At 68.7% G+C, this 26,114-nt stretch carries 26 protein-coding genes; 7 read left to right on the forward strand and 19 right to left on the reverse strand.

All coding sequences use genetic code 11. The features are described from left to right. Positions 1–33: 33 nt before the first annotated feature. A complete protein-coding gene (locus O9K63_RS08970; RefSeq protein ID WP_277237178.1) occupies positions 34–792 on the forward strand; it encodes a class F sortase in 759 nt (252 codons plus the stop codon). A 12-nt stretch (positions 793–804) separates the two neighbouring features. On the opposite strand, the gene O9K63_RS08975 is transcribed toward O9K63_RS08970, so the two are convergent. The 9 genes from O9K63_RS08975 to dacB form a co-directional block, all read right to left on the reverse strand. Further along, positions 805–1,272, reverse strand: coding sequence for a DUF3180 domain-containing protein (locus O9K63_RS08975; protein ID WP_277237180.1), 468 nt, complete (start codon positions 1,270–1,272; stop codon positions 805–807). Continuing rightward, positions 1,266–2,144, reverse strand: coding sequence for a 2-amino-4-hydroxy-6-hydroxymethyldihydropteridine diphosphokinase (folK, locus tag O9K63_RS08980; RefSeq protein ID WP_277237182.1), 879 nt, complete (start codon positions 2,142–2,144; stop codon positions 1,266–1,268). Before folK ends, O9K63_RS08975 begins: the two co-directional genes overlap by 7 nt. After that, positions 2,141–2,998, reverse strand: coding sequence for a dihydropteroate synthase (gene folP / locus O9K63_RS08985; RefSeq protein ID WP_277237184.1), 858 nt, complete (start codon positions 2,996–2,998; stop codon positions 2,141–2,143). The genes folK and folP overlap by 4 nt, the downstream gene beginning before the upstream one ends. Further along, a complete protein-coding gene (folE, locus tag O9K63_RS08990; protein WP_277237185.1) occupies positions 2,995–3,573 on the reverse strand; it encodes a GTP cyclohydrolase I FolE in 579 nt (192 codons plus the stop codon). Before folE ends, folP begins: the two co-directional genes overlap by 4 nt. 3 nt (positions 3,574–3,576) lie before the next feature. After that, positions 3,577–5,703: an ATP-dependent zinc metalloprotease FtsH gene (gene ftsH, locus O9K63_RS08995; RefSeq protein ID WP_277237187.1), complete on the reverse strand. Its 2,127-nt coding sequence runs from the start codon at positions 5,701–5,703 to the stop codon at positions 3,577–3,579. Between the two features lie 325 nt (positions 5,704–6,028). After that, positions 6,029–6,580, reverse strand: a complete 552-nt coding sequence (gene hpt / locus O9K63_RS09000) for a hypoxanthine phosphoribosyltransferase (protein ID WP_277237189.1) — start codon at positions 6,578–6,580, stop codon at positions 6,029–6,031. Positions 6,581–6,604: 24 nt separating this feature from the next. Then, positions 6,605–7,621, reverse strand: coding sequence for a tRNA lysidine(34) synthetase TilS (gene tilS / locus O9K63_RS09005; protein ID WP_277237191.1), 1,017 nt, complete (start codon positions 7,619–7,621; stop codon positions 6,605–6,607). Further along, positions 7,621–8,664: a zinc-dependent metalloprotease gene (locus O9K63_RS09010; RefSeq protein ID WP_277237193.1), complete on the reverse strand. Its 1,044-nt coding sequence runs from the start codon at positions 8,662–8,664 to the stop codon at positions 7,621–7,623. The genes tilS and O9K63_RS09010 overlap by 1 nt, the downstream gene beginning before the upstream one ends. A 66-nt stretch (positions 8,665–8,730) precedes the next feature. Continuing rightward, on the reverse strand, positions 8,731–10,107 hold the full coding sequence (gene dacB / locus O9K63_RS09015) for a D-alanyl-D-alanine carboxypeptidase/D-alanyl-D-alanine endopeptidase (RefSeq protein WP_277237194.1): 1,377 nt from the start codon (positions 10,105–10,107) through the stop codon (positions 8,731–8,733). Positions 10,108–10,227: 120 nt separating this feature from the next. Here dacB and O9K63_RS09020 point away from each other — a divergent pair, with 120 nt between their 5' ends. Further along, complete coding sequence (locus O9K63_RS09020) at positions 10,228–10,860, forward strand: inorganic diphosphatase (protein ID WP_277237195.1); 633 nt, start codon at positions 10,228–10,230, stop codon at positions 10,858–10,860. On the opposite strand, the gene O9K63_RS09025 is transcribed toward O9K63_RS09020, so the two are convergent. Further along, positions 10,844–11,290 (reverse strand): SRPBCC family protein, encoded by a 447-nt coding sequence (locus O9K63_RS09025; protein WP_277237197.1) that lies wholly within the window; start codon positions 11,288–11,290, stop codon positions 10,844–10,846. The two genes, O9K63_RS09020 and O9K63_RS09025, sit on opposite strands and share 17 nt — an antisense overlap. A gap of 123 nt (positions 11,291–11,413) precedes the next feature. Between O9K63_RS09025 and O9K63_RS09030 the strand changes: the two genes are divergently transcribed. Then, complete coding sequence (locus O9K63_RS09030; protein WP_277237199.1) at positions 11,414–12,310, forward strand: alpha/beta fold hydrolase; 897 nt, start codon at positions 11,414–11,416, stop codon at positions 12,308–12,310. 48 nt (positions 12,311–12,358) lie between these two features. Here the strand turns inward: O9K63_RS09030 and O9K63_RS09035 are convergent, their stop codons facing one another. The 4 genes from O9K63_RS09035 to O9K63_RS09050 all read right to left on the reverse strand — a co-directional run bounded on the left by O9K63_RS09035 (position 12,359) and on the right by O9K63_RS09050 (position 15,879). Continuing rightward, complete coding sequence (locus tag O9K63_RS09035) at positions 12,359–12,742, reverse strand: hypothetical protein (protein WP_277237201.1); 384 nt, start codon at positions 12,740–12,742, stop codon at positions 12,359–12,361. 33 nt (positions 12,743–12,775) lie between these two features. After that, positions 12,776–13,531: an SDR family NAD(P)-dependent oxidoreductase gene (locus O9K63_RS09040; RefSeq protein ID WP_277237203.1), complete on the reverse strand. Its 756-nt coding sequence runs from the start codon at positions 13,529–13,531 to the stop codon at positions 12,776–12,778. 181 nt (positions 13,532–13,712) lie between these two features. After that, entirely contained in the window at positions 13,713–15,257 is a 1,545-nt protein-coding gene (locus O9K63_RS09045; protein ID WP_277237204.1) for an esterase/lipase family protein, read from the reverse strand. Positions 15,258–15,366: 109 nt separating this feature from the next. Further along, positions 15,367–15,879 carry a TspO/MBR family protein gene (locus O9K63_RS09050; protein ID WP_277237205.1) on the reverse strand — a complete coding sequence of 171 codons (513 nt, stop codon included), beginning with the start codon at positions 15,877–15,879 and terminating at the stop codon, positions 15,367–15,369. A 223-nt stretch (positions 15,880–16,102) separates the two neighbouring features. On the opposite strand from O9K63_RS09050, the gene O9K63_RS09055 reads away from it, so the two are divergent. Beyond that, positions 16,103–17,467 carry a TrkH family potassium uptake protein gene (locus O9K63_RS09055; protein ID WP_431190315.1) on the forward strand — a complete coding sequence of 455 codons (1,365 nt, stop codon included), beginning with the start codon at positions 16,103–16,105 and terminating at the stop codon, positions 17,465–17,467. Then, positions 17,460–17,867, forward strand: coding sequence for a potassium channel family protein (locus tag O9K63_RS09060; RefSeq protein WP_277237209.1), 408 nt, complete (start codon positions 17,460–17,462; stop codon positions 17,865–17,867). The genes O9K63_RS09055 and O9K63_RS09060 overlap by 8 nt, the downstream gene beginning before the upstream one ends. Positions 17,868–18,854: 987 nt before the next feature. Here the strand turns inward: O9K63_RS09060 and O9K63_RS09065 are convergent. The 5 genes from O9K63_RS09065 to O9K63_RS09085 all read right to left on the reverse strand — a co-directional run bounded on the left by O9K63_RS09065 (position 18,855) and on the right by O9K63_RS09085 (position 23,534). Beyond that, positions 18,855–19,769 carry a DMT family transporter gene (locus O9K63_RS09065; RefSeq protein ID WP_259815591.1) on the reverse strand — a complete coding sequence of 305 codons (915 nt, stop codon included), beginning with the start codon at positions 19,767–19,769 and terminating at the stop codon, positions 18,855–18,857. Further along, positions 19,766–20,713, reverse strand: coding sequence for a cation diffusion facilitator family transporter (locus O9K63_RS09070; RefSeq protein WP_277237211.1), 948 nt, complete (start codon positions 20,711–20,713; stop codon positions 19,766–19,768). Before O9K63_RS09070 ends, O9K63_RS09065 begins: the two co-directional genes overlap by 4 nt. Positions 20,714–20,871: 158 nt before the next feature. Then, entirely contained in the window at positions 20,872–21,765 is an 894-nt protein-coding gene (locus O9K63_RS09075) for a F510_1955 family glycosylhydrolase (protein ID WP_370893351.1), read from the reverse strand. Next, on the reverse strand, positions 21,762–23,267 hold the full coding sequence (locus tag O9K63_RS09080) for a multicopper oxidase family protein (protein ID WP_277237215.1): 1,506 nt from the start codon (positions 23,265–23,267) through the stop codon (positions 21,762–21,764). Before O9K63_RS09080 ends, O9K63_RS09075 begins: the two co-directional genes overlap by 4 nt. A gap of 33 nt (positions 23,268–23,300) precedes the next feature. Next, positions 23,301–23,534, reverse strand: a complete 234-nt coding sequence (locus O9K63_RS09085; protein ID WP_007924950.1) for a hypothetical protein — start codon at positions 23,532–23,534, stop codon at positions 23,301–23,303. Between the two features lie 156 nt (positions 23,535–23,690). Between O9K63_RS09085 and O9K63_RS09090 the strand changes: the two genes are divergently transcribed. Together O9K63_RS09090 and O9K63_RS09095 are read left to right on the forward strand one after the other, a co-directional pair. After that, a complete protein-coding gene (locus tag O9K63_RS09090) occupies positions 23,691–24,413 on the forward strand; it encodes a response regulator transcription factor (protein WP_282072945.1) in 723 nt (240 codons plus the stop codon). Then, entirely contained in the window at positions 24,410–25,528 is a 1,119-nt protein-coding gene (locus O9K63_RS09095; RefSeq protein WP_277237219.1) for a sensor histidine kinase, read from the forward strand. The genes O9K63_RS09090 and O9K63_RS09095 overlap by 4 nt, the downstream gene beginning before the upstream one ends. The last annotated feature ends 586 nt before the right edge of the window (positions 25,529–26,114 follow it).

The raw sequence follows: 26,114 nt of genomic DNA on the forward strand, positions 1-26,114 counted from the left end.
TGCCAGTGACGCCGAGATGACGAAGGGGGGCACGTGACGACACCGCACACACGCCGGGAGAAGCGCCGAGGGGACAAGCGCTACCGGCGCACGACCGTGCTCATGGCCGCCTCCGTCGCGCTCCTCGTGGGCGCCGGCGCCATGGGTCTCTGGTGGACGCAGCGGGACCAGCCGGTGATGAACGTCGACGTGGACGCCTACGTGCCGCCGACCGAGATCATGCCGCCCTCGCCGAGCTCGTCGTCGCCGAGCACCTCGAGCAAGACCTCCTCGTCCTCCTCCAGCACGTCGTCGTCCTCAGCCAACGGCAACGTCGTCCAGGGAGCCCCCACCGGCAACCCGACTCGCGTCCAGGTCACCTCCGGCGGCCGCTCCATCGTCGACGCCACGCTCCAGGCGACGCTGCTCGACTCCGAGAACGTCCTGGCCCCTCCCTTCGGCACCGCCGGCTGGTACGCCGAGCCCGGCTGGCCCAAGCCAGGCTTCGACGGTGCGAGCATCCTCGTCGGACACATCAACCACGGCAGCAACCCGGACGTTTTCTGGAACCTGCCGCGGGTCAACATCGGCGACGTCGTCACGGTCTCCTACAGCTCCGGCGAGCAGGTGAAGTTCGAGATCACCAGGTCCGAGCCGGCGACCAAGCAGGGCGTCCCCCAGGACGACTCGATCTGGGACCACGACAACCCGGACCCGGTGCTGCGCCTGATCACGTGCGATCCGCAGACGTCCTTCAGCAACGGGCACTACGACGGCAACTGGGTCGTGTGGGCCAAGCGGCTGACGACCTGACCCGGCAGGTCGTCAGGCGGGATCGCGGTCCTCGTCCTCGTCGTCGTCATCGATGCGGCACCAGGACTGGACGAGGAGCCCGGCGACGGCCATGAGCAGCCCCCCGAGCGCTGCGAGCCCGTGCTGGACCGCGAGGACCCCTCGCCCACCGAAGTCGTGGTCCGGCAGCAGCGCGAGCGCCTGCCCGAGGTAGAGACCCCCGGTGATCGCGCCGGTGAGCGCGCTGGCCTGGGCCAGACCGAGCAGACGGGCGGCGACCACGGGCTCGACGTGCGTGCGGCCGCGCCGCATCCGCCACATCCGTGAGCCGGCCACCACGACCACGACGGCCATGCCCACGAGCAGGACACCGGCCACCCAACCGATCCGTAGACCGGCGTGGCCGCCCGTGATCCACCAGCGCCCGAAGCCCCAGCTGAAGACGGTCACGACGACGGCGACGAGCACCGTCGTCGAGATCTTCAGGCCCGTCCTCAGCACGGGCCGGCCTCGCTGTCGCGCATGTCGGAGGTGTCGACCGCCGCGAGCAGCTCGCTCACGGCGATGACCGAGCCGCCGACGCGCAGGACGGCCTCCGGGTCGATGCGGGCCCACGGCGCGAGCACGAAACCGCGCTCGTGCGCCCGCGGGTGCGGCAGCGTGAGCTGCGGCTCGTCGCTGACGACATCGGTCCCGGTGGCGGGGTCGCCGTACTGGATGAGGTCGAGGTCGAGGCTGCGCGCCCCCCAGCGCACCTCCCGCACCCGACCGTGCCGGGCCTCGACGGCGTGCAGCCGCGCGAGCAGCGCAGCGGGCGCGAGGGCCGTCGTCGCCAGCAGGACGGTGTTGGTGTAGCGCGGCTGGTCGGGACCGCCGACCGGGTCCGTGGTGACGAAGGGAGCCCGACGCACCGCGTCGAGGTCACCGGCGAGGTCGTCGATCGCGGCGTCCAGGCGCCGCTCGGGGTCCCCGAGGTTGGCACCGAGCGCGATCACCACGGGGACGGCGCGACGACGCTCGACGGCCACGGTCACGTCCCCGAAGGGCACCCCGACGGGTGCGGAGGGCTTGTGGACGGTCACCTCGACGGTGTGCACCCCGGGGCGGGCCAGCGCGTCCCCGGCGATCTGCTCGGCGAGGGACTCGATGAGGTCGAGCGAGGGTCCCTCGACGCGGGCGACGACGTCCGCGCCGACCTCGGCGTAGTTGACCGTACGGGCCAGGTCGTCGCTCGTCCCGGCGGGTGCCAGGTCGAGGTTCAGGACGACGTCGACGACGAACTCCTGCCCCTCGCGCTTCTCCTGCGCCAGCACCCCGTGGTGGCCGAAGGCACGCACCCCCAGCAGGCTGATCCGGTCGCGCGGCACGGTCATGCCGGTAGCTCCCCCATCGCCGCGGTCACGTCGATCGCGTCGATCGTCGCGGTGACGTCGTGCACGCGCACGCACCACACCCCGGCGCGAGCCGCGCGGGCGCTGGTGGTGGCCGTGGCCACGGCCCGGGCGTCGAGGGGACGCTCGTCCCCCTCCCTTCGCCCGACCCGACCGAGGAATCCCTTGCGGGAGGTGCCGAGCAGGACGGGGTAGCCGAGGTCGACGACCTCCTCCAGGCCGGCGAGCAGCTCCCAGTTGTGCTCGGCGGTCTTGCTGAAGCCGATGCCCGGGTCGAGGATCAGCTGCTCGGGCACCGCGCCGGCGTCGCGCAGCGCGGTGACGCGCTCCTCGAGCTCGGCGCACACCTCAGCGACGACGTCCTCGTAGCTCGCCTTGGACTGCATGTCGTGCGAGTGCCCGCGCCAGTGCATCACGACGAAGGGGGCGCCGCTCTCGGCGACGAGGGCCGGCATCTGCGGGTCGGCCAGTCCCCCGCTCACGTCGTTGATGATCGCGCCACCGACCTCGAGCGACGGGCGGGCCACCTCGGCCCGCATCGTGTCGATCGAGACGACGACGTCCTCCCGGGCGAGGGCCTCGACGACGGGCACGACCCGGCGCCGCTCCTCCTCCGCCGACGGACGCTGCGCCCCGGGGCGCGTGGACTCACCGCCGACGTCGATGACGTCGGCGCCGGCCGCGACGAGCTCGCGACCGTGGGCGATCGCCGCATCGGTCTCGATCCACCGGCCGCCGTCGCTGAAGGAGTCGGGCGTGACGTTGACGACGCCCATGACCACCGGCCCGGGCCTGGTCGCCCGGGCCGCAAGCTGCTCGAGGACGGCGTGCGTCACCGAGCGGCCCCGGAGAGCAGCGCCATGGCCTCGGCCCGGGTGGTCGCATCTCGCAGCTGACCGCGCACGGCGGACGTGATGGTCTTGGCGCCCGGCTTGCGCACCCCGCGCATCGACATGCACAGGTGCTCGGCCTCGACGACGACGATGACGCCGGCCACGTCGAGGTACTCGACGAGGGCGTCGGCGATCTGGCTGGTCAGGCGCTCCTGGACCTGCGGGCGCCGGGCGAACATGTCGACGAGACGGGCGAGCTTCGACAGGCCGGTGACCTTGCCGCTCTTGCCGGGCACGTAGCCGACGTGGGCGACCCCGTGGAAGGGGACGAGGTGGTGCTCGCACGTGGAGTACAGCTCGATGTCACGCACGATCACCAGCTCGTCGTGCGCGATGTCGAAGGTCGTCGCGAGCAGCTCCGCCGGATCGGAGTGCAACCCGGCGAAAACCTCCTCGTACGAGCGGGCAACCCGCCCGGGGGTCTCGACGAGGCCGTCGCGGTCGGGGTCCTCCCCGATCGCGACGAGGATCTCGCGCACGGCCGCCTCGATGCGAGCCAGGTCGACGCTGCGGACCATGGATCAGACGCGTCCGTCGCCGTCGACGCGCTCGCCCGGCGGGACCTCTCGGACCTCGCTCGGCGGGTTCTCCGACGGGAGGGTCGCCCCCTCCTCGGCCGCCCGGTCGATCTGCTCGGCGACCGTCGGCTCGTGCTGCCCCTCCGGGGTGGCGGACGACGGGGTGTGCTCCTGGGAGCGGGCCGTCTCCTCGCGCCGCTGCTGCGCGGCCTCCTCGGCCGGGGTGAGGACCGGCGGGATCTGCGAGATCGGGCGGTCCTCGCTGCTCAGCCACGTCGGACGGACCGGACGACGCCGGACGTCGGCGAAGAGGTCCGCGAGCTCCTTGGCGTTGAGCGTCTCGTGCTCGAGCAGCTCCAGGACCAGTCGGTCGAGAATCTCACGGTTGTCGTTGAGGGCGTACCAGGCCTCGTCGTGCGCAGCCTCGATGAAGCGGCGGACCTCCTGGTCGACGATGCCGGCAATCCGCTCCGAGTAGTCCCGCTGGTGGCCCATGTCGCGCCCGAGGAAGGGCTCGCCCTGGGACTGGCCGAGCTTGACCGCACCGATCTTCTCGCTCATGCCGTACTCGGTGACCATCTTGCGGGCCATCGCGGAGGCCTTCTCGATGTCGTTGGCGGCACCGGTGGAGGGGTCGTGGAAGATGATCTCCTCCGCGACACGACCGCCGAGGGCGTACGCGAGCTGGTCGAGGATCTCGTTGCGCGTGGTCGAGTACCTGTCGTCGGTCGGCATGACCATCGTGTACCCGAGGGCGCGCCCTCGCGGCAGGATCGTGATCTTGGTGACCGGGTCGGTGTGGTTCATCGCCGCGGCGACGAGCGCGTGCCCACCCTCGTGGTACGCGGTGATCTTGCGCTCCTGCGCGCTCATGATCCGGGTGCGCTTCTGCGGCCCGGCGATGACGCGGTCGATGGCCTCGTCGAGGATCGAGTCGTCGATGAACTGCTGGTTCAGGCGGGCGGTCAGCAGCGCCGCCTCGTTGAGCACGTTGGCCAGGTCGGCACCGGTCATGCCGGGGGTGCGCCGGGCGACGGCGAGCAGGTCGACGCCGGGAGCCATGGGCTTGCCGGCGGCGTGCACCTCGAGGATGCGGTGGCGGCCGATCATGTCGGGGTTCTCGACGGAGATCTGCCGGTCGAAGCGTCCCGGGCGCAGCAGCGCCGGGTCGAGGATGTCGGGGCGGTTGGTCGCCGCGATGAGGATGACGTTGGTCTTGACGTCGAAGCCGTCCATCTCGACGAGCAGCTGGTTGAGCGTCTGCTCGCGCTCGTCGTGGCCGCCGCCCATGCCGGCGCCGCGGTGGCGACCGACCGCGTCGATCTCGTCGACGAAGACGATGGCCGGCGCGTTGGTCTTGGCCTGCTCGAAGAGGTCACGCACACGGGAGGCACCGACACCGACGAACATCTCGACGAAGTCCGAGCCCGAGATGGAGAAGAAGGGCACTCCCGCCTCGCCGGCGACGGCGCGGGCGAGCAGGGTCTTACCGGTACCGGGCTGGCCGTAGAGCAGCACGCCCTTGGGGATCTTGGCGCCGACCGCGAGGAACTTGCTCGGCTCGCGCAGGAAGTCGACGATCTCGTGGAGCTCCTCCACGGCCTCGTCCGCTCCGGCCACGTCGGCGAAGGTGACCTTCGGGGTGTCCGTCGAGGCGAGCTTCGCCTTGGACTTGCCGAACTTCATCACCTGGGAGCCGCCGCCCTGGGCGCGGCTGAGGATGAACCAGAAGAGGGCGACGAGCAGCAGCAGCGGCAGCAGCGAGAGCAGGATGTTGCTCCACACGCTGGGGCGCTCGACCGTGTCGTTCTGCACGCCGTCGACGTTCTCGTCGACGATCGTGAGCAGCTCGTCGGCGCGGGCGTCGATGAACTCGGTCTCGACCTTGTCCGCGTCCTTGACCGCCTCGCCGTCGGAGTAGGTCTCCCCCTCCTTCAGCTCGAGCTGGAGCACGTTGTCGGTCGTGAAGTGGGCGTTCTCGACCTTGCCGTCGGTGATCAGCTCCTCGGCGGCCGAGGTGTCCACCCGGGCGTACTCCTCGTCGCCCTGCGTGAGGAACATCAGTCCAAAGACGGTGATCATCAGCAGCGCCCAGAAGGCTGGGGAGCGGAAAAACTTCTTCGCGTTCATACGGGTACGGGGCTTCCCGGACTTCCTGACTCGACGACGTGGCGGCCTCCGGGGCGACCCGGGGCGAACAGGACGAAACTACCTGAACGCGGGACAACCACGGCTATGAGGCCAACGAGCATCCTGTCACGGGTGTTCCCACCACCAGCAATCCCCGGCCCGACGAATCGCACTGAGGACGGGCCGAAGGTGTGGTGGTCCGGCTCAGGCCCCGGGCCGGCCTTGCTCACCAAGGTGGACGGACAGACCGATTTCGGCCGGTCCGGGCGCCAAGGACCGCCGCTCCTCTCGGCCCGTCCGGCGCGAGCGGCCCGTCCGGGAGCTCTCAGCTGTAGACGTGCGGCGCCAGCGTCGCGACGTCGCGCAGGTTGCGGTACTGCTCGGCGAAGTCCAGGCCGTAGCCGACGACGAACTCGTTGGGGATGTCGAAGCCCACCCAGCGGGTGTGGATGTCGACCTTGGCCGCCTCGGGCTTGCGCAGCAGGGTGAGGATCTCGACGGAGGCCGGCGAGCGGGACTCGAGGTTGGCCCTGATCCACGACAACGTCAGTCCGGAGTCGATGATGTCCTCGACGATCAGCACGTGCCGGTCGGTGATGTCGCCGTCGAGGTCCTTGAGGATGCGCACGACGCCCGAGGACTTGGTGCCGGAGCCGTAGGAGCTGACCGCCATCCAGTCCATGGGGGCGGAGCCGGGCAGGTGGCGCATGAAGTCGGCCATGACCATGACCGCGCCCTTGAGGACACCGACGAGGAGCAGGTCCTTGCCCTCGTAGTGCCTCCAGACCTCGTCCGCGAGCTCGGCGAGACGCGTCTGGATCTGGTCGTCGGTGACGAGCACCTCGACGAGATCATCCTGCATGTGCGTGGTGTCCACGGCTCTCCTTCAGGTCGGCGGTTGTCATTGTCCACCAACCGCGGGGGTGATGTGCACCCGACCGTCGGCACGGCTCACGCGCAGGTCACCGGGCAGGTGCAGCGGTCCCTGCCCGTGCCAGTCGGTGACGAGTCGGTCGCAGGCGGCGACGTGCCCGGCGGCCAGGGAGCCGGCGGGTGCCCCGGCGGCCAGGAGCAGTCGGCGCCACACCCGGGAGCGGAGGGCACCGGGCAGCTCGCCCAGGTCCCCGACCGCCACGCCGTCGGGGCCGTGGTCCGGGACCGCGGCGTCGGCGAGCTCGTCGAGGAGGTCGGCGTCCTCGCGCAGGAGGTCCGCGGTGCGGGCGAGCGCCTCGTCGATGCCGGGCCCGAGCGCCCTCTCCAGCTCGGCCAGCGCGGCGCGCGCCCGCACCCGGGTGAAGGCGGCGTCGTCGTTCATCGGGTCGGTCCACGGCACGAGTCCCCACGCCGAGCAGGCATCGTGCGTGGTCTGCCGCGGCAGGTGGAGGAGCGGTCGGGCGAAGGGGGTGCCCTCCCGGACGGTGAGCACCGGCATCCCGGAGAGGGACCGGGCCCCGGAGCCGCGGGTGAGCCCGAGGAGGACCTGCTCGGCCTGGTCGTCCCGGGTGTGCCCGAGCAGGACCACAAAGGCCGGGTGGGCAACGTCCTTCGAGGTGCCCATCGCCGCTGCCGTCTCGGCGAGTGCGGTGTAGCGGGCGTCGCGCGCTGCCGCCTCGAGCCCCTCCCCCGTCGCGACGACCTCGACGGGGACGACCGCCACCGGGGCGAGACCGACGTCCGCGCACTGCTGGGCGGCGAGCAGGGCGACGTCCGTCGACTCCTCCTGCAGGCCGTGGTCGACGACGATCGCGCCGGCGGTGATCTCGTGGTTGGCCGCCTCGGCCGCCAGTGCGGCCGCGAGCGCGAGGGAGTCCCCGCCACCGCTGACCGCGGCGAGCGCCAGCGAGCCGGCAGGCAGGCCCTCGAGGGCGGCACGGACCCCCCTTCGGCAGTCTGCCTGTGCCGGGTGACCGGCTCCCATCAGCCGTGCACCCGCCGCACCCACGCGGCCGGGTCGGTGATCTCGAGCGGGGTGGGCAGGGTCTCCGGTGAGGTCCACACGGCGTTGAAGCCGTCGACGCCGACGCTCTCCTGGACGGTGCGCACGAAGACGGCACCGTCGCGGTACTGGCGCATCTTCGCCTCGAGACCGAGGAGCCGGCGCAGGAGACGGTCGACGGCACCGGCCCCCTTCCGCCGCTCGGTGAAGCGGCGCCGGATCGAGCGGACGGTGGGGACGTACGCGGGGCCCACGTCGTCCATGACGACGTCGGCGTGCCCCTCGAGGAGGGACATGACCGCGGTGACCTTGGCCATCTGCTCCCGCTGCTCCGGCGTGATGACGAGCTCGGCGAGGCCCTGGCTCTCGCCGCTGAAGACCTTGGGCAGCTGGGTGGCGATCTGCTCGACCCGATCACGCAGGTCGGAGGTGTCGGGCACGAGGTCCACGGCGAGGGTGCGGGCGGAGTCGATGACGTGGTCGCGCAGCCACGGCACGGCGGTGAACTGCACGCGGTGGGTCTCCTCGTGCAGGCACACCCACAGGCGGAAGTCGCGCGGGACGGCCTTGATCTCGCGCTCGGTGTGCACGATGTTCGGCGCGACGAGGAGCAGCGCCGGGGTGCCGCCGGGGGCGATGTCGTACTGGCCGAGGACCTTGGTGGACAGGAAGGCGAGCATCCCGCCGGCCTCGGTGCCGGTGATCTTGCTGCCGATGGCCTGGGCCAGGCCCGAGGGCTCCTTGTCCCGGCGCTTGGCGACCGCCTCGAGCGCCGGGTCGAGCATCGCGGCCATCGAGTCGGCGTTGACGTCGATCCAGGTGGGGCGGTCGATGACCAGGGGTGGCGGCGCGTCGCCGGGCGCGCTCAGGCGGGCGGTGGCCGCGACGGGATCGACGGCGAAGGCCGCCAGCTCGCGGATCTCCTCGACGATCCGGGTGGCCTCCTCGGGCGACACGTCGGGTCCGGGGGGCACGAGGCGGGCCCCGGCGCTCTTGGCGAATGTCCAGTCGACGTAGTTCGGCACGCACCCACCATACGAAGTGCGGCGTCCCACCACCGTCACCATACGAAGTGCGGCGTCCCACCACCGTCAGCGGCAGCCGCAGTCCGTGATGTCGGCGACCATCCGGTCGAGCACGGCGCGGGCCCCGAGGGTGCCGGTGGTCGAGGGCACCCGGTCGGCGAGCAGCACGTAGGTGAGCAGTCGACCGTCGGCGGTCGTGGTCGTCCCCGCGAGCGCCGAGGTGCCCGTCAGGGTGCCCGTCTTGGCCCGGGCGAGGCCGGCGGCGCTGCGGGTGTCGTCGGTGTCGAAGCGCTCGTGCAGCGTGCCGGTCAGCCCGGCGACGGGCAGCTCGGCCAGGATCGAGGTCATCTCCTGCGCCGAGCCGGTGATGCCCAGCTGCATGACGTCGGAGATCACCCGCGCCGGCACCTTCTGTCCCGAGCTGAGCCCGCTGCTGTCCTTGAGCGTGACGCCGGTGAGGTCGATGCCGGCGTCCGCCAGGGTCTGCTCGACCCAGCCGGAGACCTCCGCGGTCGAGGTGCCGACACCGTGCGCGGCGGCGACCTGGCGGGCGACGTTCTCCGTCAGTGCGTTGTCGCTGTCGTCGAGGGCCAGGGCGAGCACGTCCCCGAGCGGGGCCGAGTCCACGGCACCGAGCACCTCTGCGTCCTCCGGGGCGGGGGTCTGCCACTGCTTCGTCGAGGTGTCCGCCTCGACGGCGACCCCCACGGCCCGCAGCTCCTTGGCGAAGGCCTTGAGCACGCTGCGCTCGGGGACCTTGGGCGACGGCTCGAAGGGCTTGGGCCGCTCTCCCGCGAGACCGATCATCGTCACGCCCTGGGTGTAGCCGGCCGCGACGTCGGCCATCTCCCAGGTCGGCGGGTACCGCTCGCCGTGGGCGTAGGTCATGTCGAGGCGAAGGGAGTAGCTCCCCTCCCCCTTCGCCGGGACCGAGGCGGCCACCTGGCGGGCGAGGTCCGCCAGACCGGCCCGGCCCTCGACGGCCGTCGGGTCGCCCTCGCCACGGGCGAGCATCGTGTCACCGGACGCGACGAGGACCAGCTCGTCCGGCCGGTCGCCGGCGACGACCCGCGTCGTCATGACCCGGCTGAGATCGGCGGTCTGCGCCACCGCGGCGGCGGTGAGCAGCTTCGCGGTCGAGGCGGGGGTGATCGGTCGGTCGCCGCCGTGGGAGTAGAGGGTCTCGCCGGTGAGGGCGTCGCGCACCACCACGCCGACGCGCTTGCCCAGGGCCTTGGCCGTCGCGTCCTCCTCGAGGGCCGCGGTCAGCCCGGCCGTCGTCGGGACCGGCACCTCGGTCGACGCGGCGGGCAGGACGGGCGCGGTGTCGGGGGCCTCCGGAGCCTTCCGGGTGACCTCCTCGTCGATCGTGAGCACGCCCGGGACGCGGTCGTACGCGTCCGCGGTGCCGTACCCGATCAGCAGTGCTGCGACGGAGGTCACGGCGATGAGTGTGCGGCGCACCCGCTGCCCCCTGCGTGGATTGGTCGACGGTGGTGGAACACTGGCACCGAGACTAGATCACGGTCATCACATCACCGTCACCGAACAAAGGGGCACCTAGTGGAGTTCGACGTCACCATCGAGATCCCCAAGGGTCAGAAGAACAAGTACGAGGTCGACCACGAGACCGGCCGGATCCGTCTGGACCGGATGCTCTTCACCTCCATGGCCTACCCGAGCGACTACGGCTACGTCGAGGACACGCTCGGTGAGGACTCGGACCCGCTGGACGCGCTGGTCCTGCTCGACGAGCCCACCTGGCCGGGTTGTCTCGTGCGGGCGCGGCCGATCGGCATGTTCCACATGCGCGACGAGGCCGGTGGCGACGACAAGGTCCTGTGCGTCCCCGCGGGCGACCCGCGCAAGGAGGGCATCAAGGAGCTGGAGGACATCAGCGAGTTCGACCGCCTCGAGATCCAGCACTTCTTCGAGACCTACAAGGACCTCGAGCCGGGCAAGTCCGTCGAGGGCGCCTACTGGGTCGGCCGCGAGGAGGCGGAGCAGTGCGTGCGCGAGGCGCTCGAGCGCGCGAAGGCCAACGGCATCAGCACCGCCCGCTGGACCATGCCCACCTCGGCACACATCCCCGAGCCGGAGGACGTCACCCACTCCGAAGCGGACATCAAGGCTGCAGCGGCCCGTGCCCGGGACCAGCTGGCCACCGAGGAGAAGCCGCTCAGCGACGGCGAGTGAGCTCCCGCGCCAACCCGTGGCGGCACTGCCGCATCATCCACGCGTGATTGGCCCGCAGCAGCCACGGCACGAGGGTCGCCATCCGCTCCAGGCGGGTGGCGACCCTCACGCTTTGCCCGAAGTGGAGCACGCTGCCCTGCGGCACGGTCGCGATGTGCCACTGGGCGTGGCCGACGAGGTCCCCTGCGAGGAGCACCCGCAGCACGCCCGCTTCCCGGTCCTCGACCACGCGGGTCATGCGCAGGCGCAGCGTGACCGGGAGGAGGCTGCGCACGACGGCGACGCCGGAGTCGTCGTCGATGCGGTCGACCGAGCGCACCTGCGGCCACCACGTCGGGTAGCGATCGATGTCCGCCAGCACCGCGACCACGTCGGGCGGCTCGGCGTCCACGAACCAGACACTGCTGAAGTCGAAGGTCTGCGCGGCCACGCCCCCATCCAACTCCACCCACCGGGTGCTGTCCCCCGGCACCACCGCCGGTCGAGGTGCGAGGCCGTCCACGGCCGAGCCTCGAGACCCCGCCCCGCCCCTGCCCGGGATACCGTGCGACACGTGCGCTACTTCTCCCGTGACGGACTGACCTTCGACGTCGACGACAGCGGCCCCCAGGAGGGGGAGGTCGTCGTCCTCCTCCACGGCTGGCCGCAGGACCGCACCGCGTGGGACAAGGTGACGCCCCGGCTCGTCGACGCCGGCCTGCGGGTGCTCGCCCCGGACCTGCGCGGCTACTCCCCCGGCGCCCGCCCGCCGCACCACCTCGACTACGAGATCTCCGAGCTCGTCGGCGACGTCATCGCCCTGCTCGACGCCGCCGGCGCCTCGCAGGCCCACATCGTCGGTCACGACTGGGGCGGCGCCCTCGCGTGGGCCGTGGCCGCCCGCCACCCCGACCGCGTGCAGACCTTGACCGTGCTGTCGACCCCGAGCCCGTCCGGGATGGCCCACGGGTTCCGACAGGGCGAGCAGCTCAAGGCCAGCTGGTACATGGCCTTCTTCGCCCTGCCGGTCCTGCCGGTGCTGTTCTTCCGGTTCTTCGCCCAGCAGGTCATGGAGAGGATAGGGATGCCCCGCGAGCGCGCCGCGTACGACGCGAAGCGGTTGAAGGACGCGAGCTCGGCCCAAGGCTCCCTCAACTGGTACCGCGCCGGCCTGTCGCCGACCCTTGTATGGCGCAGGCGGTCCCGGCCCGGCACCCCTCGTCGCAGCAAGCATCGCGAGATGCTCCCGACCGCTTTTGTCTGGGGCGCGAAGGACCCGGCCTTCGCGAAGGCGTCGACCCGGCACACCGTCAACAAGCTGCGCGAGCGCGCCGGGGAGCAGATCGACCTCGTGCACACCCTCGAGCTCGACACCGGTCACTGGCTCATGGAGACCCACCCGGAGACGATCGCCGAGGTCGTCCTCGACCGGATCGGTGGGCAGGGTCGGAGCGAGCAGCAGGCGGGTTGAGCGAAGGGGGGCGGGCCGAGGAGCGCCACTTCGCGCGCCCATGGGGCGTCAGTCGTGCGAGGCCGCCTCGAGCACCGCTGACCAGCTGCCGAATGTGTTGCGGACGGTGTTCGCCGACGGCGCGTCCTGCTGCTCCCGCAGCCACTGACCGAAGCGTCCATAGGACGGCTTCTCGTCCTCAGCGAGGTAGCGCCGGACCCAGTTCAGCAGGTCGGCCTCGCTCCACTTGCGGCGATAGGAGGTCCGCGAGGCCTTGTTCGCCGGGACTCCCGCGGTAGCGCACGCCTCCCGCCACGAACCCTCCCGCTGGATGATGCGCGCGGAGGTCAGTGCGTCGGCACCGCGGTGCCTGTCGTAGAACGCCACCGAGAGCGGGGTGCCACCGGGCAACGCAGCCACCCGCCGCATCTCGTTGGTCGACTCGTCACGCATGCTGCATGTTCTCATCGATCCGGACATCGACCGTCAGAGCGCGGTGTAGCCCCCGTCGACGAGGTAGCCCGCTCCGGTGCAGAAGGACGCCTCGTCCGAGAGGAGAAAGGCGACCACCGCCGCGACTTCCTCCGGAGTGCCGAAGCGCTTCATCGCGTGCTTGTCCTCGAGGAAGGCCTTGGCGTCCTCGGGCATCTCGGTCAGGGGCGTGGCGATGACGCCCGGCTGGACCGCGTTCACCCGGATCCCTTCCGTGCCGTACTCGACGGCGGCAGCCTTCGTCATACCGAGCACCCCGTGCTTGGCGGTCGTGTACGCCGACCCCGGCGCGTAGGTGGCCACGTTGCCGTGGACCGAGGCCATGTTGACGATGGCGCCCTTGCCCTCCGCGGTGTCCTTCATCGCCGGGATCTGGTACTTCATCCCGTAGGCGATGCCGTCCATGTTGATGGCGATGACCCTGCGCCACACGTCGAGGTCGAGCTCTCCCATGGGACCGGGTGAGGCACCGATGCCGGCGTTGTTGACCGCTCCGTCCAGGCGACCCCAGGTGTCGAGCGCGAGATGCACGGCAGCCTCGTTGTCCGCGGGGCTGGAGGCATCGAGGTGCATCGTCACCGCCTCGCCGCCGGCCCCTTCGACGAGGCGGGCCGTCTCGGCCGCGCCCTCGTCGTTGATGTCGGCGACGAGGACCCTGCCGCCCTCCTGCCCCAGACGCACGGCGACAGCCCGGCCGAGGCCAGAGCCCCCACCCGTGACGATGACGACCTTGCCGGTGAATCGTTCCATGGCTGCGATCCTTCGCGATCGGTGGACGTGTTCCTCCACCATGGCACTGCGGGACCTGCAGGGAGCCGACAGCGTGCTCAGCGGAACTTCTGCGAGAGGAGCACCTCAGGACGGGGTCACCCTGGACTTGACCCAGGAGCTCCCCGAAACAACCAATGCCAAGGGCCCGGTGCTGGCGTGATCACTGGGGTGGGCCGGTGAGCGCGTCGGCAGCATGACCGTCACGATCGCGCACGGTCAGCCTCAACGCCACGTGCGGACCGAAGAGTTCCCTTGCTGCGCGCGGTAGCGCGATCCGTTTGACCCATCGACGTGGTGACGCGTCCTCGTCCTCCAGCGGGGGGCCCGTGGGCACGTAGTCACGCAGGGGCACCGGCAACTCGGAGACCCAGGCAGCCCACGCTGCCAATCCGCCGTCCGTGGCGCCGATGTCGACAGCGAGCCAGTCGTCGAAATCCGCGGTCTGCTCCACGTGGTCCCGGAAGTCGAAGATGCCGTCCCGTTGACGCAGTGAGATGAGCCTGAGGTGCAGGGTGTACCGGGCGTGCTCGGCCTCCTCGGGCCGCAGGGTCGGATCGGCGATGAGGAAGGTCGTGACCAGCGGTTGCGGCCGGTCCGATTCGTCCGCCGGCACGTCCAGGATCACGGGGCAGTGGTGCGCTGCAGTCTGCTGGTGCATCAGGATCGGCAGACCGCGCACGGCGAGTTCCACCTCCGCCTGCCAGATGATCTCGCCGCGGTCCGCTGCCTGCTGCCTCGGGGGCTGGAGCCCGACGAGGTCCGCGGTGACCTCCAGGTCGCCGAGGAGGAAGCGGCGCATGTTCTGGTAACCCTCTTCCGAGTTCACGATGCCGTAGCGCCCGGAGTGGCTGCGGTGCACGAACGCGAACTTGGCGTCCGGAACGTACGCGTTCTCGATCTGGACCAGCCCATCGCTCTTCACTCCGACGGCTGCGGAGGAGAGGCCGCGGGCCACGTCGTAGTCGTCGGGGTTGGTGCCGATCAAGGCAACTACCCGGTCTGGCGCGAACGCCTCCTCCGGGATCTTCCTGGGGTCCCAGTTCGCCCTGAGGTCTCCGACACCGGCCGGGTTGAGGTACTCCCACATCCGTTGCGGTCCGAAGATGTCGGCCCCTTGGATACCGAAGTGGTCCCTGACCTTCTCGAAGAGACCGAATCCGATGTCGAAGTCGATGCCCCCGTGAGGAGTCGCGTAGGTGAAGAGTCTGTCGACGTACTGCTCGGCGTGCGCGCCCCGGTCGGGGATGACCTTCTGCATCATGCTGCGGCAGACCAGACCGCCCATGGAGTGCGCCACCAGATAAACCCTCGGAGCCCCGGTCTTGGCGCGCACCAGCGTCACCAGGTCAAGGAGATCTTCGGCGGCGCGCTCGAGACGGTACTCCTGCGGCGTCCGCCCCCAGGTGGAGGCGGCGTCGTCGTAGAAGCGGTGGATCCAGATGGTCGCCTCGGGAACCTCGCCGTCCGGCTGTCTACCCAGCCACGCCAGCTGGCTGCCGTGGACCTTCAGGTCGTAGTCGTGGTCCAGCATCAGGCGCAGCAGCGGGCTCTCGAACTGGTAGAAGCTGGGATCCCCACCTGCTCCCACCCTGACGTGGGTGGAACCCACGTTGAAGCCGTAGAACGGGTCCTCGACGAGCGCATCGATACCCGACTGCCCGCCTCCGAAGCCGCGAACGTAGATGATCGGCAACTTGCGTGCCATCACGGTCCTCCCCCCACCGGTGCGGCGCGGCTCCCCCTCACCCGAGCCACCGTGTGGATCGACCCTATGGTGGTGGGCCTATCTGGTCCAGCCCTGGCGGTGCGGTCCCTCACGGATTGAGCCTCCACAATCTGTAGGACCAGGGCACGTCGTAGCCAAGAACCCACGCCGTGTATGCGCCCGCAGCCACGCGGGCCAACCGATCCCTCTGGGCGCGGTGTTGCAGCGCCAACACCACGGGGGTGAAGGCCAGCATCCCGACGAGTCCCGCTCGGGTGCTCCGGCGACCGAAGAGAAGGGCATTCCACAACTCGTTGCCCGCGAGCACGGCGTAGGTCCGATTGCGCAGCACGGTGTCCTGACCGCGCTGTGCACGCTGCAGGACCACCCCCATCAGCCCGTAGTAGACACCGCCAACGACGATGAACGCCGGTAGCGGGACCTGCAAACCCGGTCGCCGCAACTCGTTGAACCACGCCAAGGACGAACGGCCGATGAACCCGTTACCGACGACTGCCGCCACCAGAGGTGGAGCCACCACCGGCACCGACGCCCGCACGGCGGGACCGATCCAGACACCCCTGGACGGTCCGTTCGGTGGAAAATCGTCGGGACCCGACATGTGTCCATTGTGCAGCGCAATCCGTCAGAGGGTCCTTGAGTCAGTGAGGAAAGTACTCACGAGTCACGCCCGGCACGAAGTCCGGAGTCAGCGAACCGGGTCACCTGTCCAGGAGTGGGTCACAGCGGTGATCCGGCAGCCGCTTCGAGACGCTGGTGTCGCCCGGTAGATCCCCGACGCCCTCGAGGCAGTATGTAGCTTGCACCGGAGTACCGTTCCACCAATGACTCAGGACGTGACGAACAGGCATCTGCTGAACCGTCTCGTTGCGAATCCGTCCCGGACGGTCATGTTGGGTTTCGCTGCAGTGATCGCGTTGGGTACCGGGGCCCTGATGACTCCGCTCGCCGCCGAGCCGGGTGAGTCCACCGACCTGCTCACGGCGCTGTTCACCGCCACCTCCGCGACCTGCGTCACCGGCCTGGTGACCATCGACACCGCCAGCCACTGGTCCACCTTCGGCGAGCTGGTCATCCTCGCCATGATCCAGATCGGCGGACTCGGGGTCATGTCGGCGGCGACCCTGCTCGTCATGGTCATCGGCCGCAGGCTCACCGCGCCCGCCAACGTCCTCACCGGTGCGGAGTCGCGTTCCATCGCGCACCGCAACCCCGGCCAGGTCCTCGTGGACGTGCTGAAGTTCACCCTCCTCGTGGAGATGGTGACCGCCATCGTGCTGAGCCTGCGGCTGCGCGCCAGTTACCATGCTGACTGGGGCGATGCGCTCTACTCGGGGCTCTTCCACGCCGTCTCCGCCTTCAATAATGCCGGCTTCGGACTGCACGACGACAGTGCCGTCAGCTGGGTCGATGACCCGTGGATGTGCTTGCCACTGATGGCCTCGGTCATGGTTGGTGGCCTCGGTTTCCCAGTCTGGTGGGAGATGTTCCGACACTGGCGGCACCAGTTCCAACGCTGGACCGTCCACGCGACGATCACCATCTGGGGTTCGCTCGTGCTGTGGATAGGCGGCACCGCCCTCTTCGCCGCCTTCGAGTGGCGCAACGACGGCACCCTCGGGCCCCTTAGCACCGGAGGGAAGATCCTCGCATCCGCCTTCCAGTCCGTCACGGCTCGCACCGCTGGCTTCAACAGCGTGGACATCGATGGCGTCCACCAGCAGACCCTGTTGATGCTCGACGCACTGATGTTCATCGGTGGAGGCAGCGCCGGCACCGCCGGCGGCATCAAGATCGGCACCTTCGCCCTACTCGGCTTCGTCATCTGGGCCGAGATCCGCGGCGAACCCACCGTGCGGATCTTCCACCGTCGTCTGTCCCCCGACAACCAGCGCCAAGCCCTCACCGTCGCCCTGCTCGGCGTCGGTCTCATCGTCGGGGCGACGGGTGTCCTGCTCACCGTCTCCCCCTTCCGCCTCGACGCGACCCTCTTCGAGGCGATCTCTGCCTTCGGCACCGTCGGGATGTCCACCGGCATTACCCCTGACCTCCCCCCCGTAGGGCAGCTCGTGCTCATCGCCCTGATGTTCCTCGGACGGCTCGGTCCGATCACGCTCGGCGCCGCCCTGGCGTTGCGCAACCGACCTCGACGCTTCGAGGTCCCCACCGAAAGGCTCCTCGTTGGCTAAGTACGACATCGCCGTCATCGGACTGGGCCGATTCGGCTCCGTCCTCGCGCTGCGGCTCGAGCGGGCGGGACGACGCGTCCTCGGCGTCGACATCAGCGAAGCCGTGGTGGACAACCTCAAGGAGGAGATGCGGCACCTCGCGATCGCCGAAGCGCGGGACGAGGAGTCCCTCAGGCAGCTGGAGATCACCGCCGATACCCTCGTGGTCCTCGGGATGACCGACGTCACCGCGTCCCTGATGGCCGCCACGGCCCTCAGCGAGCTCGGGGTACGTGAGGTGTGGGCGAAGGCGGGTTCGCGCCAGCACTACGAGGCCCTGCGTCGGATGGGCGTCAGCCGGATCATCCAGCCCGAGCGGGACGCGGGATTGTCCATGGCCGCCGAGCTGCTGCACCGCTGAACGAACCGCCAGCGTGGGTGCTGGGCATCGACAAAGACGCCCAGAGGGGCGGCAATCACCCCCTGGGCAGGCTCCACACTCGGGCCCGAAGGCTCGCTCTCACCGATGGCCGCGACAGAGACTCACACCCGAAACGCCAAGCGGACTAGACGAAAGCCGCCGCCCCTGACCAGCAAAAACGCCCCCGACTGTGTCGAGGGCGTTCCGCTGAGCCGCCTATCGGAATCGAACCGATGACCTATTCATTACGAGAGGCGTCACCGCTAATTTCCGCCGTTCGTCAACCGCGAAAACCGCATGAAATGGGGACTATTCAAGTCAGTCGTGCCAAGCGTGGCGACTGTCATGTGCCCAACGTGTGCCCACGAATTCGGCCGCGGAGGGCCGTCGATCCGATAGCGGAGCAGCCTCGGCCGGAGGGTCGCCGGGTCAAGCGGCCCGCTGTCGCGAAGGGGTGGTGCACAGGTGCGGGAGCACCTTCCCGGACCGATGGTTCAAACTGCCACTTGAGGCGGTGGCCCGGAGGCCGGATCGTGTAGCGGCGGGTCGAAGGCACGAAGGGGGAGGCGTCTCGGCACTGGACCGGGGCGCTTTCGTCATGTCTGGCCGGGCGTGAGTGGGCGGCCGCGAGAACGGCCGCCAGGCCGCATGCGCAGCGGACGCCCGCGAAGCGGGCGGCCAGCGGCGACGGAGTCGCCGCCTTGAACCAGTAAGGAAAGTCCTCACGCGGGTACTTGGCATATGCTCCGTTTGCCGAACATCACACCGAACAGCACAGTGCGGCCACAAAGTCGCTCGGCCTAGAGGTCGGGCCCGCAAGAGTGGCGGCGCACATGCGGACCAACCGCCTACATGGACAACGCGCTGTGTCGGGCCGGGCCCCGGTTGCGACACCTGCGGGGGCATGGGTCTGCTCATCGATGGTCGCTAAATGCAACTCACCCGGCGACGTCCACTGGAATCTGCCCCCTTTATTGCCTGCGGCGATTAGACGCATTGGCATGGGTGCACGGCTTGGTTCTCTCGGCCCCGCGACATCTCGCGGGTCAGCCAGAAGCCGGCGGCGAGCAGCAAGGCGCCACCATAGATGATGCCTCGTCCGGGCACCTCTGCGAAGATCAGATATCCGAATATGGAGGCTACAACCGGCGAGACGATGATGTCGACCAGGGCATAGACATTGGCATCGATCGACTTCAAGACGATGGAGATGCCGAAGTAGGCGAAACCTGTGGAGACGATGCCCAGGCCCGCGGCCCAGAGCATCACCGGCAGTTCCACGCCGAGTGCCGGATGCGCGATCGTCGTCGCCACTTGGCCGGGGCCGACGATCAGGAGGAACGGCGAAAGCGAAAGTGCGGCGACCAGCAGTGACCAGGCGATGTCGTTCCCGGTCTCGGTTTTACCCTCGTAGCGCATGTAGGTGACCATCGCGGCGTAGATCGCCCCGGTGGCCAGCGCCACGAAATTTCCCAGCATATGGCCGCCACCGAGCGGGTTGGCCAGCGCAATGCCGGCCAGGGCGATAGCGAATATCAGGATGTAGCTTTTTCGCGCCTTCTCGCCGAGGAAAATCGCCGAAAAGATGAACACAAAGAACGGCGCGATGCTCCAGAAGATCACCGCGTTGGCGATAGGTACAAGCGACATCGCGAAATTGAATACGCCGCCCTGGGCCGCGATCAGCACGCCGATGATAGCGGTGTCCTTGACGTTGCCCGCGGGAAAGCGGGGCCATTGCCGAGTTGCCAGGGCTCGCGCTATGAACAGGAAAGTCGCTGCGAAGGCCATGGCATAGAAGGTCAGCGTCTGGATTGGGATCCGCCCGTCGGTGAGCTTGACGAACACACCGATGGTCGCCTCGGAGAACGTGATCAAGGCAAGCAGAAGGAGGGTTCTCACGCCTGTCCCTTCTTGCGCGTCTCACGCATGACATCGATCGCTTCGGCGTCGGACTCGTCGAGGTAGGCGGCCTCCACCTGCAGTGTGGCGAAGAAGAAGCCGTACTGATCCTTGAGCATGCTGGAGGCGGCTTGGAGCACAGCCTGTGGATCGGCCCCGTCGGCGATGCGCAGGTGACCGGAGAACACGTAACGTCCACTGGTCAGTGCCCAAGCGTGCACGTGATGGGCGCCTTCAACGCCGTCGAGCGCTTCCAGTGCTTCGGTCACCTCACCCAGGCGAATCTCAGCGGGCGTGCCCTCCATCAGCAAATGGGTGGCGTCGCGCAGGATGCCCCAACTTGCCCATACCAGGACGAAGCCGAAGGCCATTCCGAGCAGCGGATCGATCAGCAAGAACCCGGTGAAGCGGATCACCAGCGCGGTGACGATGATGAGCAGGCTGCCGACGAAAGTCTGAAGAATGTGCCACAGCGCGCCTCTGACGTTCAGGTCGCTGCGGCTTTGCTTCCAGATCAATCCCAACGAGATGAACTCGGTGAGCAAGCCACCGGCCGCCGCCCACAGCATGGGTGTAGTGGGCAAGTCAACGGGGTCGGTCATGCGCATGCCGGCCATCACAATCACGACCAGCGCCATGCCCAGCAAGAAGCCGCCGTTGACCAGGGCGCCCACGATCTCGGCGCGATACCAACCGAAGCTGCGGTCCTTATCGGCCGGGCGGCGGGCCAGTCGGGCGGCGATGATGGCCACCAGCACGCCACCCACCGCCGAGAAGGTGTGGAAGGCGTCCGAAATCACCGCCACCGATCCCGTCCACAGGCCGATGCCCAACTCGATGACGAAGTAGATCCCCGTCAGCCACGCCGAAATCGCCAGGGCGGCGCCGCTGGAGGGCAGGTGCCCCGCGTGGCTGCGACCGCCGTTACCGTGAGCCATCGTCATCGGGGACTCCTTCGCAGAATGTTCGAGGCAGGACCAACCCTCACGTCGCGGAATGGTGATTCGATCCCGATCGTATTGAGGTTGGATGAAGGCCACCGCGCTGCCGGTGGAGGATCGGCGCCGCGGAGTCCGAGACCTGGTCGCACAGGCACGACGACTCACTGGACCAATGTCTGGGTGGTCCTTCCTGCATCCGTGGTGCTGATCACGCGCCCGTCGACGGACGCGATGATCTCCAGTTGTCCGTCACTAGTGCGGCCCGCCCACAACGCTTCGGCCGGCCCGATGCTCCCCGGATGAAGGGTCCAGGTCTGGCCGGCGTCGCTGCTGGTTGCCAGTCTGCCCGCGGCTGAAGAGGTGACGATGGTCTCCTCGTCGGCCCAGGCGGCGAGGACGGCGACCTCTGGTGGGGCGAGGGAGGTCCAGGTGGTGCCCTCGTCCTGACTCATGAGCAGGCCAGCGCTTGTGGTGGCCAGCACCTTCCCGGACGTGGGGGAAGCGGCCAGCACCCGTGGCGGTGAGGGAATGTCCCGCGTATCCCAGGTCTCTTTGTCGCTGGTGTGTCGAAGCGTTCCGTCGAACCCGATGACGCCGTTTGGGCCGGCGGTCAGAGCGTGGAAATCCGAGCGCCCGCCGCGTGAGGCGACCTGCCAGGTGCGACCCGTGTCCTGTGACGTGATGAGACCTACTGGCTGGGGGAGGTCGGTACCGGGTGCTGGGTGGCCGGAGGCATACAGAGTGCCGTCGTCGCCGATGGTGAAGCCCATCAGGTCGATGGCAGGACCGTTGCGGACGAGCTTGCCGTCGACCTGCTGGAACAAACCTTGATGGGTCGCCACCAGCACGTCGCCGGTTCGTGGATGTCGAGCGATCCCATGAACATGGATCAAGGGTGCGGGCTGTTGGCTCGCGTCGCTTCCCGCTGGGCTGGACGACTCACCGCCAGTGGACTGCGGTGTCCCGGTCTCGGATGTCGAAGAGCACCCGGCCAGCAGCGCCACCGCAGCCACCACAGCGATACCTCGGGCGACACGTCGTCGACGGGGCCTCATGCGATGTACTCCAACGCGATCATCATGCCGCCCTCTGCGTGGTAGATGTTGTGGCAGTGGATCATCCAGTCGCCCTCGTTGTCGGCGTCGAGGTCGATGGCGAAAGACTGCATGGGGGCCATGAGGACAGTGTCCTTCCTGAGCCCGGAGGGCAGGGCAAAGGTGTGGCCGTGCACATGCACCGGGTGAGTCATCATCGTCATGTTGGTGGCGTTGATCCGCAGTCGTTGCCCGGCCCGGACGGTCAGGGGCTCGTTCTTGCCGAACGGAGCTCCGTTCATCCCCCATGCGTAGGGCTGCATCGATCCGGTGAGAGTGAGCCGCGCGGTTGCATCGGGTCTCCTGCTGGGCAGCTTGGCTGCCTGGGCGGGTCTCAGGTCGGAGCCGATGAGGACCCGTCCGGTCAATTCTCGTGGGCTGGCGTCCCCGCCGGGTGCGGCGCCGCTTCCGGTGCGGGCTACGGCCATGGCCTGACCGCCGCTGGCCTTGCCGACCGGCTTGGCCACCAAGGGGAAGGCCCCGTCGCCGAGGGTGACAATCGCGTCATAACGTTCGCCCATCCCGATATAGAACGCGTCCGTCTCGGTCGGCTCGACCGGGAACCCATCGCTGTGCGTGATCGTCATCCGGTGCCCCCCGAGAGCAACGGTGAAGATGGTGTCGGAGGCGGCGTTGATGATTCGCAGACGAACCTTCTGCCCGGCCTTGGCTCTGAGCGTCTCGGGGTCCGCTGGCGGCCGTCCGTTGATCAGGAAGTGCGGGTAGGTCACGTCTCCGGCGTCGCCCCACGGCTCGGCCTCGTCCATGGCGCCATGGTTCATGCCACCCATCTCGCCGTGGTCCATACCACCCATGCCACCCATGCCCCCGGATCCGGAGTCATTGGCCAAGAGCTTCTCCAGGACCTGCTCGGGCGTGGTGCCTGTTCCGTCGATCCAGTCATCGAGGACAAGGACCCACTCGGCGTCGTAGCCGCCTGGCTCGTTCGGGTCGTCGATGATCAACGGGGCGTACAGTCCCCGGTCGAGCTGAACGCCGACGTGAGGGTGGAAGAAGTACGTGCCCGGATCGGGCGCGGTGAACTCGTAGACGTAGGAGGTCTCCGGCTTCACCGGGTCCTGCGTCATGCCGGGGACGCCGTCGGCCGGGTTGCGCAGACGAATACCGTGCCAGTGGATGGTGGTCTCGTCCGGAAGTTGGTTGTCGAGGGTGACGCGCAGGAAGTCGCCGGCGGTGGCCCGCAGAAGTGGACCAGGCACGGCGTCGCCGTATCCCCAGGTCGAGACGGTGCGGCCCGCTAGATCGAGGGTGATCGGCTTGGCGGTCAAGGACTTGGTCACCACCGTCTGGCCCGGGTCAGGTGAGACCGGCGTCGGAGCGCCGAAGGCCCCCTTCGGCGCGCTGGCACCCGATCCTTTGGTGGCGGCATACGTTCCCAAGCCCGCTGCGCCAGCGGTACCGAGGCCACCGATCAGCAGGCCACGGCGAGTGATAGAGCCCATAGTTCCCTCCAGGGGTCGGTGTACCGACGCGCGTCAGCGCCCATGAATGATCAGGTGACGTCGCTTTTCGTACTCATCGACGCTCAGGTCACCGCGGGCCAGTCCTTCGTCGAGAAGCGTCAGCGCGTCGGTCCGGGTAGGGCCTGTGGCGGTGCTTCTCTGGCCGGGGAACAGTGCGCGCACGGCGAGCACGACGATCACCCAGAAGGCGAGGACGCCTGCGGCCATGCCCAGCCACATCATGTCGCAGCCGTGATTCCACATCATCGGAGACTCCTTCTTGAAGCCGACCTCCCGGCATGCAGACAGGCTCCGGCGGGAAGGTCATGGGTTGGTGGTCGCCGCGTTGAGGTTTGACGAAGATCCTCGTCGATTCGCCGCTGATGTCGGCCGTGGTGCGGCCCTCGGGTGAGACTGTCTGTCGTGAGCACACGAACCCCTGTCGAGCCGTTGGCGAAGGTGCTCATCATCGAGGACGAGAAGACGCTGGCAGAGATGATCGCCGCCTATCTCGCCCGCAGCGGGTACCAGACCACAGTCGAGCACAACGGCGTCGCCGGAGTCGAAGCAGCACGAGAGCAGTCCCCAGACGTGGTGATCCTCGACCTGGGACTGCCCGGACTGGACGGCATCGAGGTCTGCCGCCAGATCCGCACCTTCAGCGACTGCTACGTCATCGTCGTGACCGCCCGATCGGACGAAGTGGACACCCTGATCGGCCTCTCCGTGGGCGCCGATGACTACGTCACCAAACCCTTCAGCGTGCGCGAGCTGGTGGCACGCGTGCAGACGGTCCTGCGTCGCCCACGGGGCGGGAACGCCGGCAACTCCAGCGCTGCGGCAACCCCATGGGTATTCGGCGACCTTCAGGTCGACCCAATCGGGCAGCAGGTCCACCTGAAGGGAGAACCAGTTCCGCTGACACCGACCGAACGGGATCTGCTGATGACCTTGGCCCAACGGCCCTCGATGGCCTTCTCCCGCACGCAGCTCATCGAGGAGGTCTGGGGTGGCGGCTGGGTCGGGGACGAGCACCTGGTCGACGTCCACATCGCTCACCTGCGACGCAAGCTCGGAGACAACCCCGATCTCGCTCGCTACATCACCACGGTGCGCGGCATCGGCTACCGGATGGGGCCCGGATGAACAAGCGCGTCAACACACTCTCCAAGGGTCTGGCGCCTCGACTACTGGCGGGACAGATCCTGGTACTCCTTGCGGGAGCACTGACCACCGGGCTCGTCGCCGCCGTCATCGGCCCCCCGATCTTCCACGACCACCTCCTCCAAGCCGGGCACCAGGAGAACGCACCCGAGCTGGTCCACATCGAGATGGCCTACCGGGACGCCTCGCTCATCGCCCTGGGCGTGAGCCTGCTCATCTCTCTGACTGGGGCGACCGCGGTGGCCTGGTTCCTCGCCCGACGGCTGCGCCAACCGCTGGCGCAGATGACCGATGCCGCGCGCGAACTGAGCCGTGGCCACTACTCCACCCGCGTGCCTCATGTCGGTGCGGGGACTGAGCTCGAGACCCTCACCGGCGCCTTCAACGTGATGGCGGCCCGCATGGAAGGAGTCGAGGACACCAGACGACGGATGCTGTCCGACCTCGCCCACGAACTGCGCACGCCGATCGCGACCTTGAGCGCCTACCACGAGGGACTGCACGACGGCGTGGTGACCCTCGGTGATGACTCTCGTCTCGCGTTGACCGCCCAGACGGAACGGCTGGCGCGACTGGCCGAGGACATCAACGAGGTCTCCACGACCGAAGAAGGACACCTCGCCCTCGACATCCAGCGCCACAAGGTGGCTGACTTGTTGTGGGCGGTCTACGGGGGCATGCGTGACAGCTACTCGGAGAAGGGCCTCAACCTGGCCCTGGACGTTGACGAGGCGACAGGACTCGAGACCCTGGTCGACCGGGTCCGATTCGCCCAAGTCATGACCAACCTCCTCACCAACGCCCTCAGGCACACACCCGCCGGAGGAACGATCACCGTCGCAGCGGGACGCGACGGCGGAGAAGCCATCATCACCGTCACCGACACCGGCGAAGGTATGACACCCGACCAGGTGCTGCACGCATTCGAACGCTTCTACCGCGGCGACTCAGCTCGCACAAACGACCAACGAGGATCCGGTATCGGCCTGACCATCAGCAAGGCCATCATCGATGCGCATCACGGAGGACTCACCGCATCCAGCCCCGGCCCCGGAAAGGGCTCATGCTTCACCATCTCCCTGCCGCTCGTGCGATGACGAGTAAGAGACCAAGGGAAGCCAGGCCTTGAGAACCACTGCCTCCAGCAACTGATCCACGGTGGGGCTCCGTCGGGCCCGTTGGGCGTGAGGAAGACGCGACAGGCTGAAGCCGGTTGCTCGTCACCCCGGGCAAACGGGTTGCGGCCGTCTACGAGGACCGTGGGCGAGCCGATGAAGCCCAGCCGTACGGCGCCCTCTGGTGTTTCGATCAGTACCTTGGTGACGGTCTGCTCGTCTCGGCCGAGTCGCGTTAGAACAGTGACTCGACGCTCGGCCAGTTTCGAGTGCGGGCATCCCTCGAGACATTCGGGAACGGGCGCCACACCGATGATCCCACGTCGTCCCTTCCGTCCCTCGCACCACGAGCTTGGTCTATATCCGCTCTTACTAGGGCAAACAGTTCCCGATCGCCTCAGTACTGCAGATAATGCGACCGGAGGTGGCGTCGCTGTCGGGCCATCCGGGCGATCACCGACGGACAAGCGCCGAGCATGGACTCCTAGATTGCACACGTCTGGGATCCAGGCCGGATCTGTGCAATCTAGGACGCGTGTCGTGTGCAGTCTTCGCTGCATCTCGACAA

Origin of the sequence: Janibacter cremeus, assembly GCF_029395675.1 — a bacterium.
GTDB lineage: Bacteria > Actinomycetota > Actinomycetes > Actinomycetales > Dermatophilaceae > Janibacter > Janibacter cremeus_A.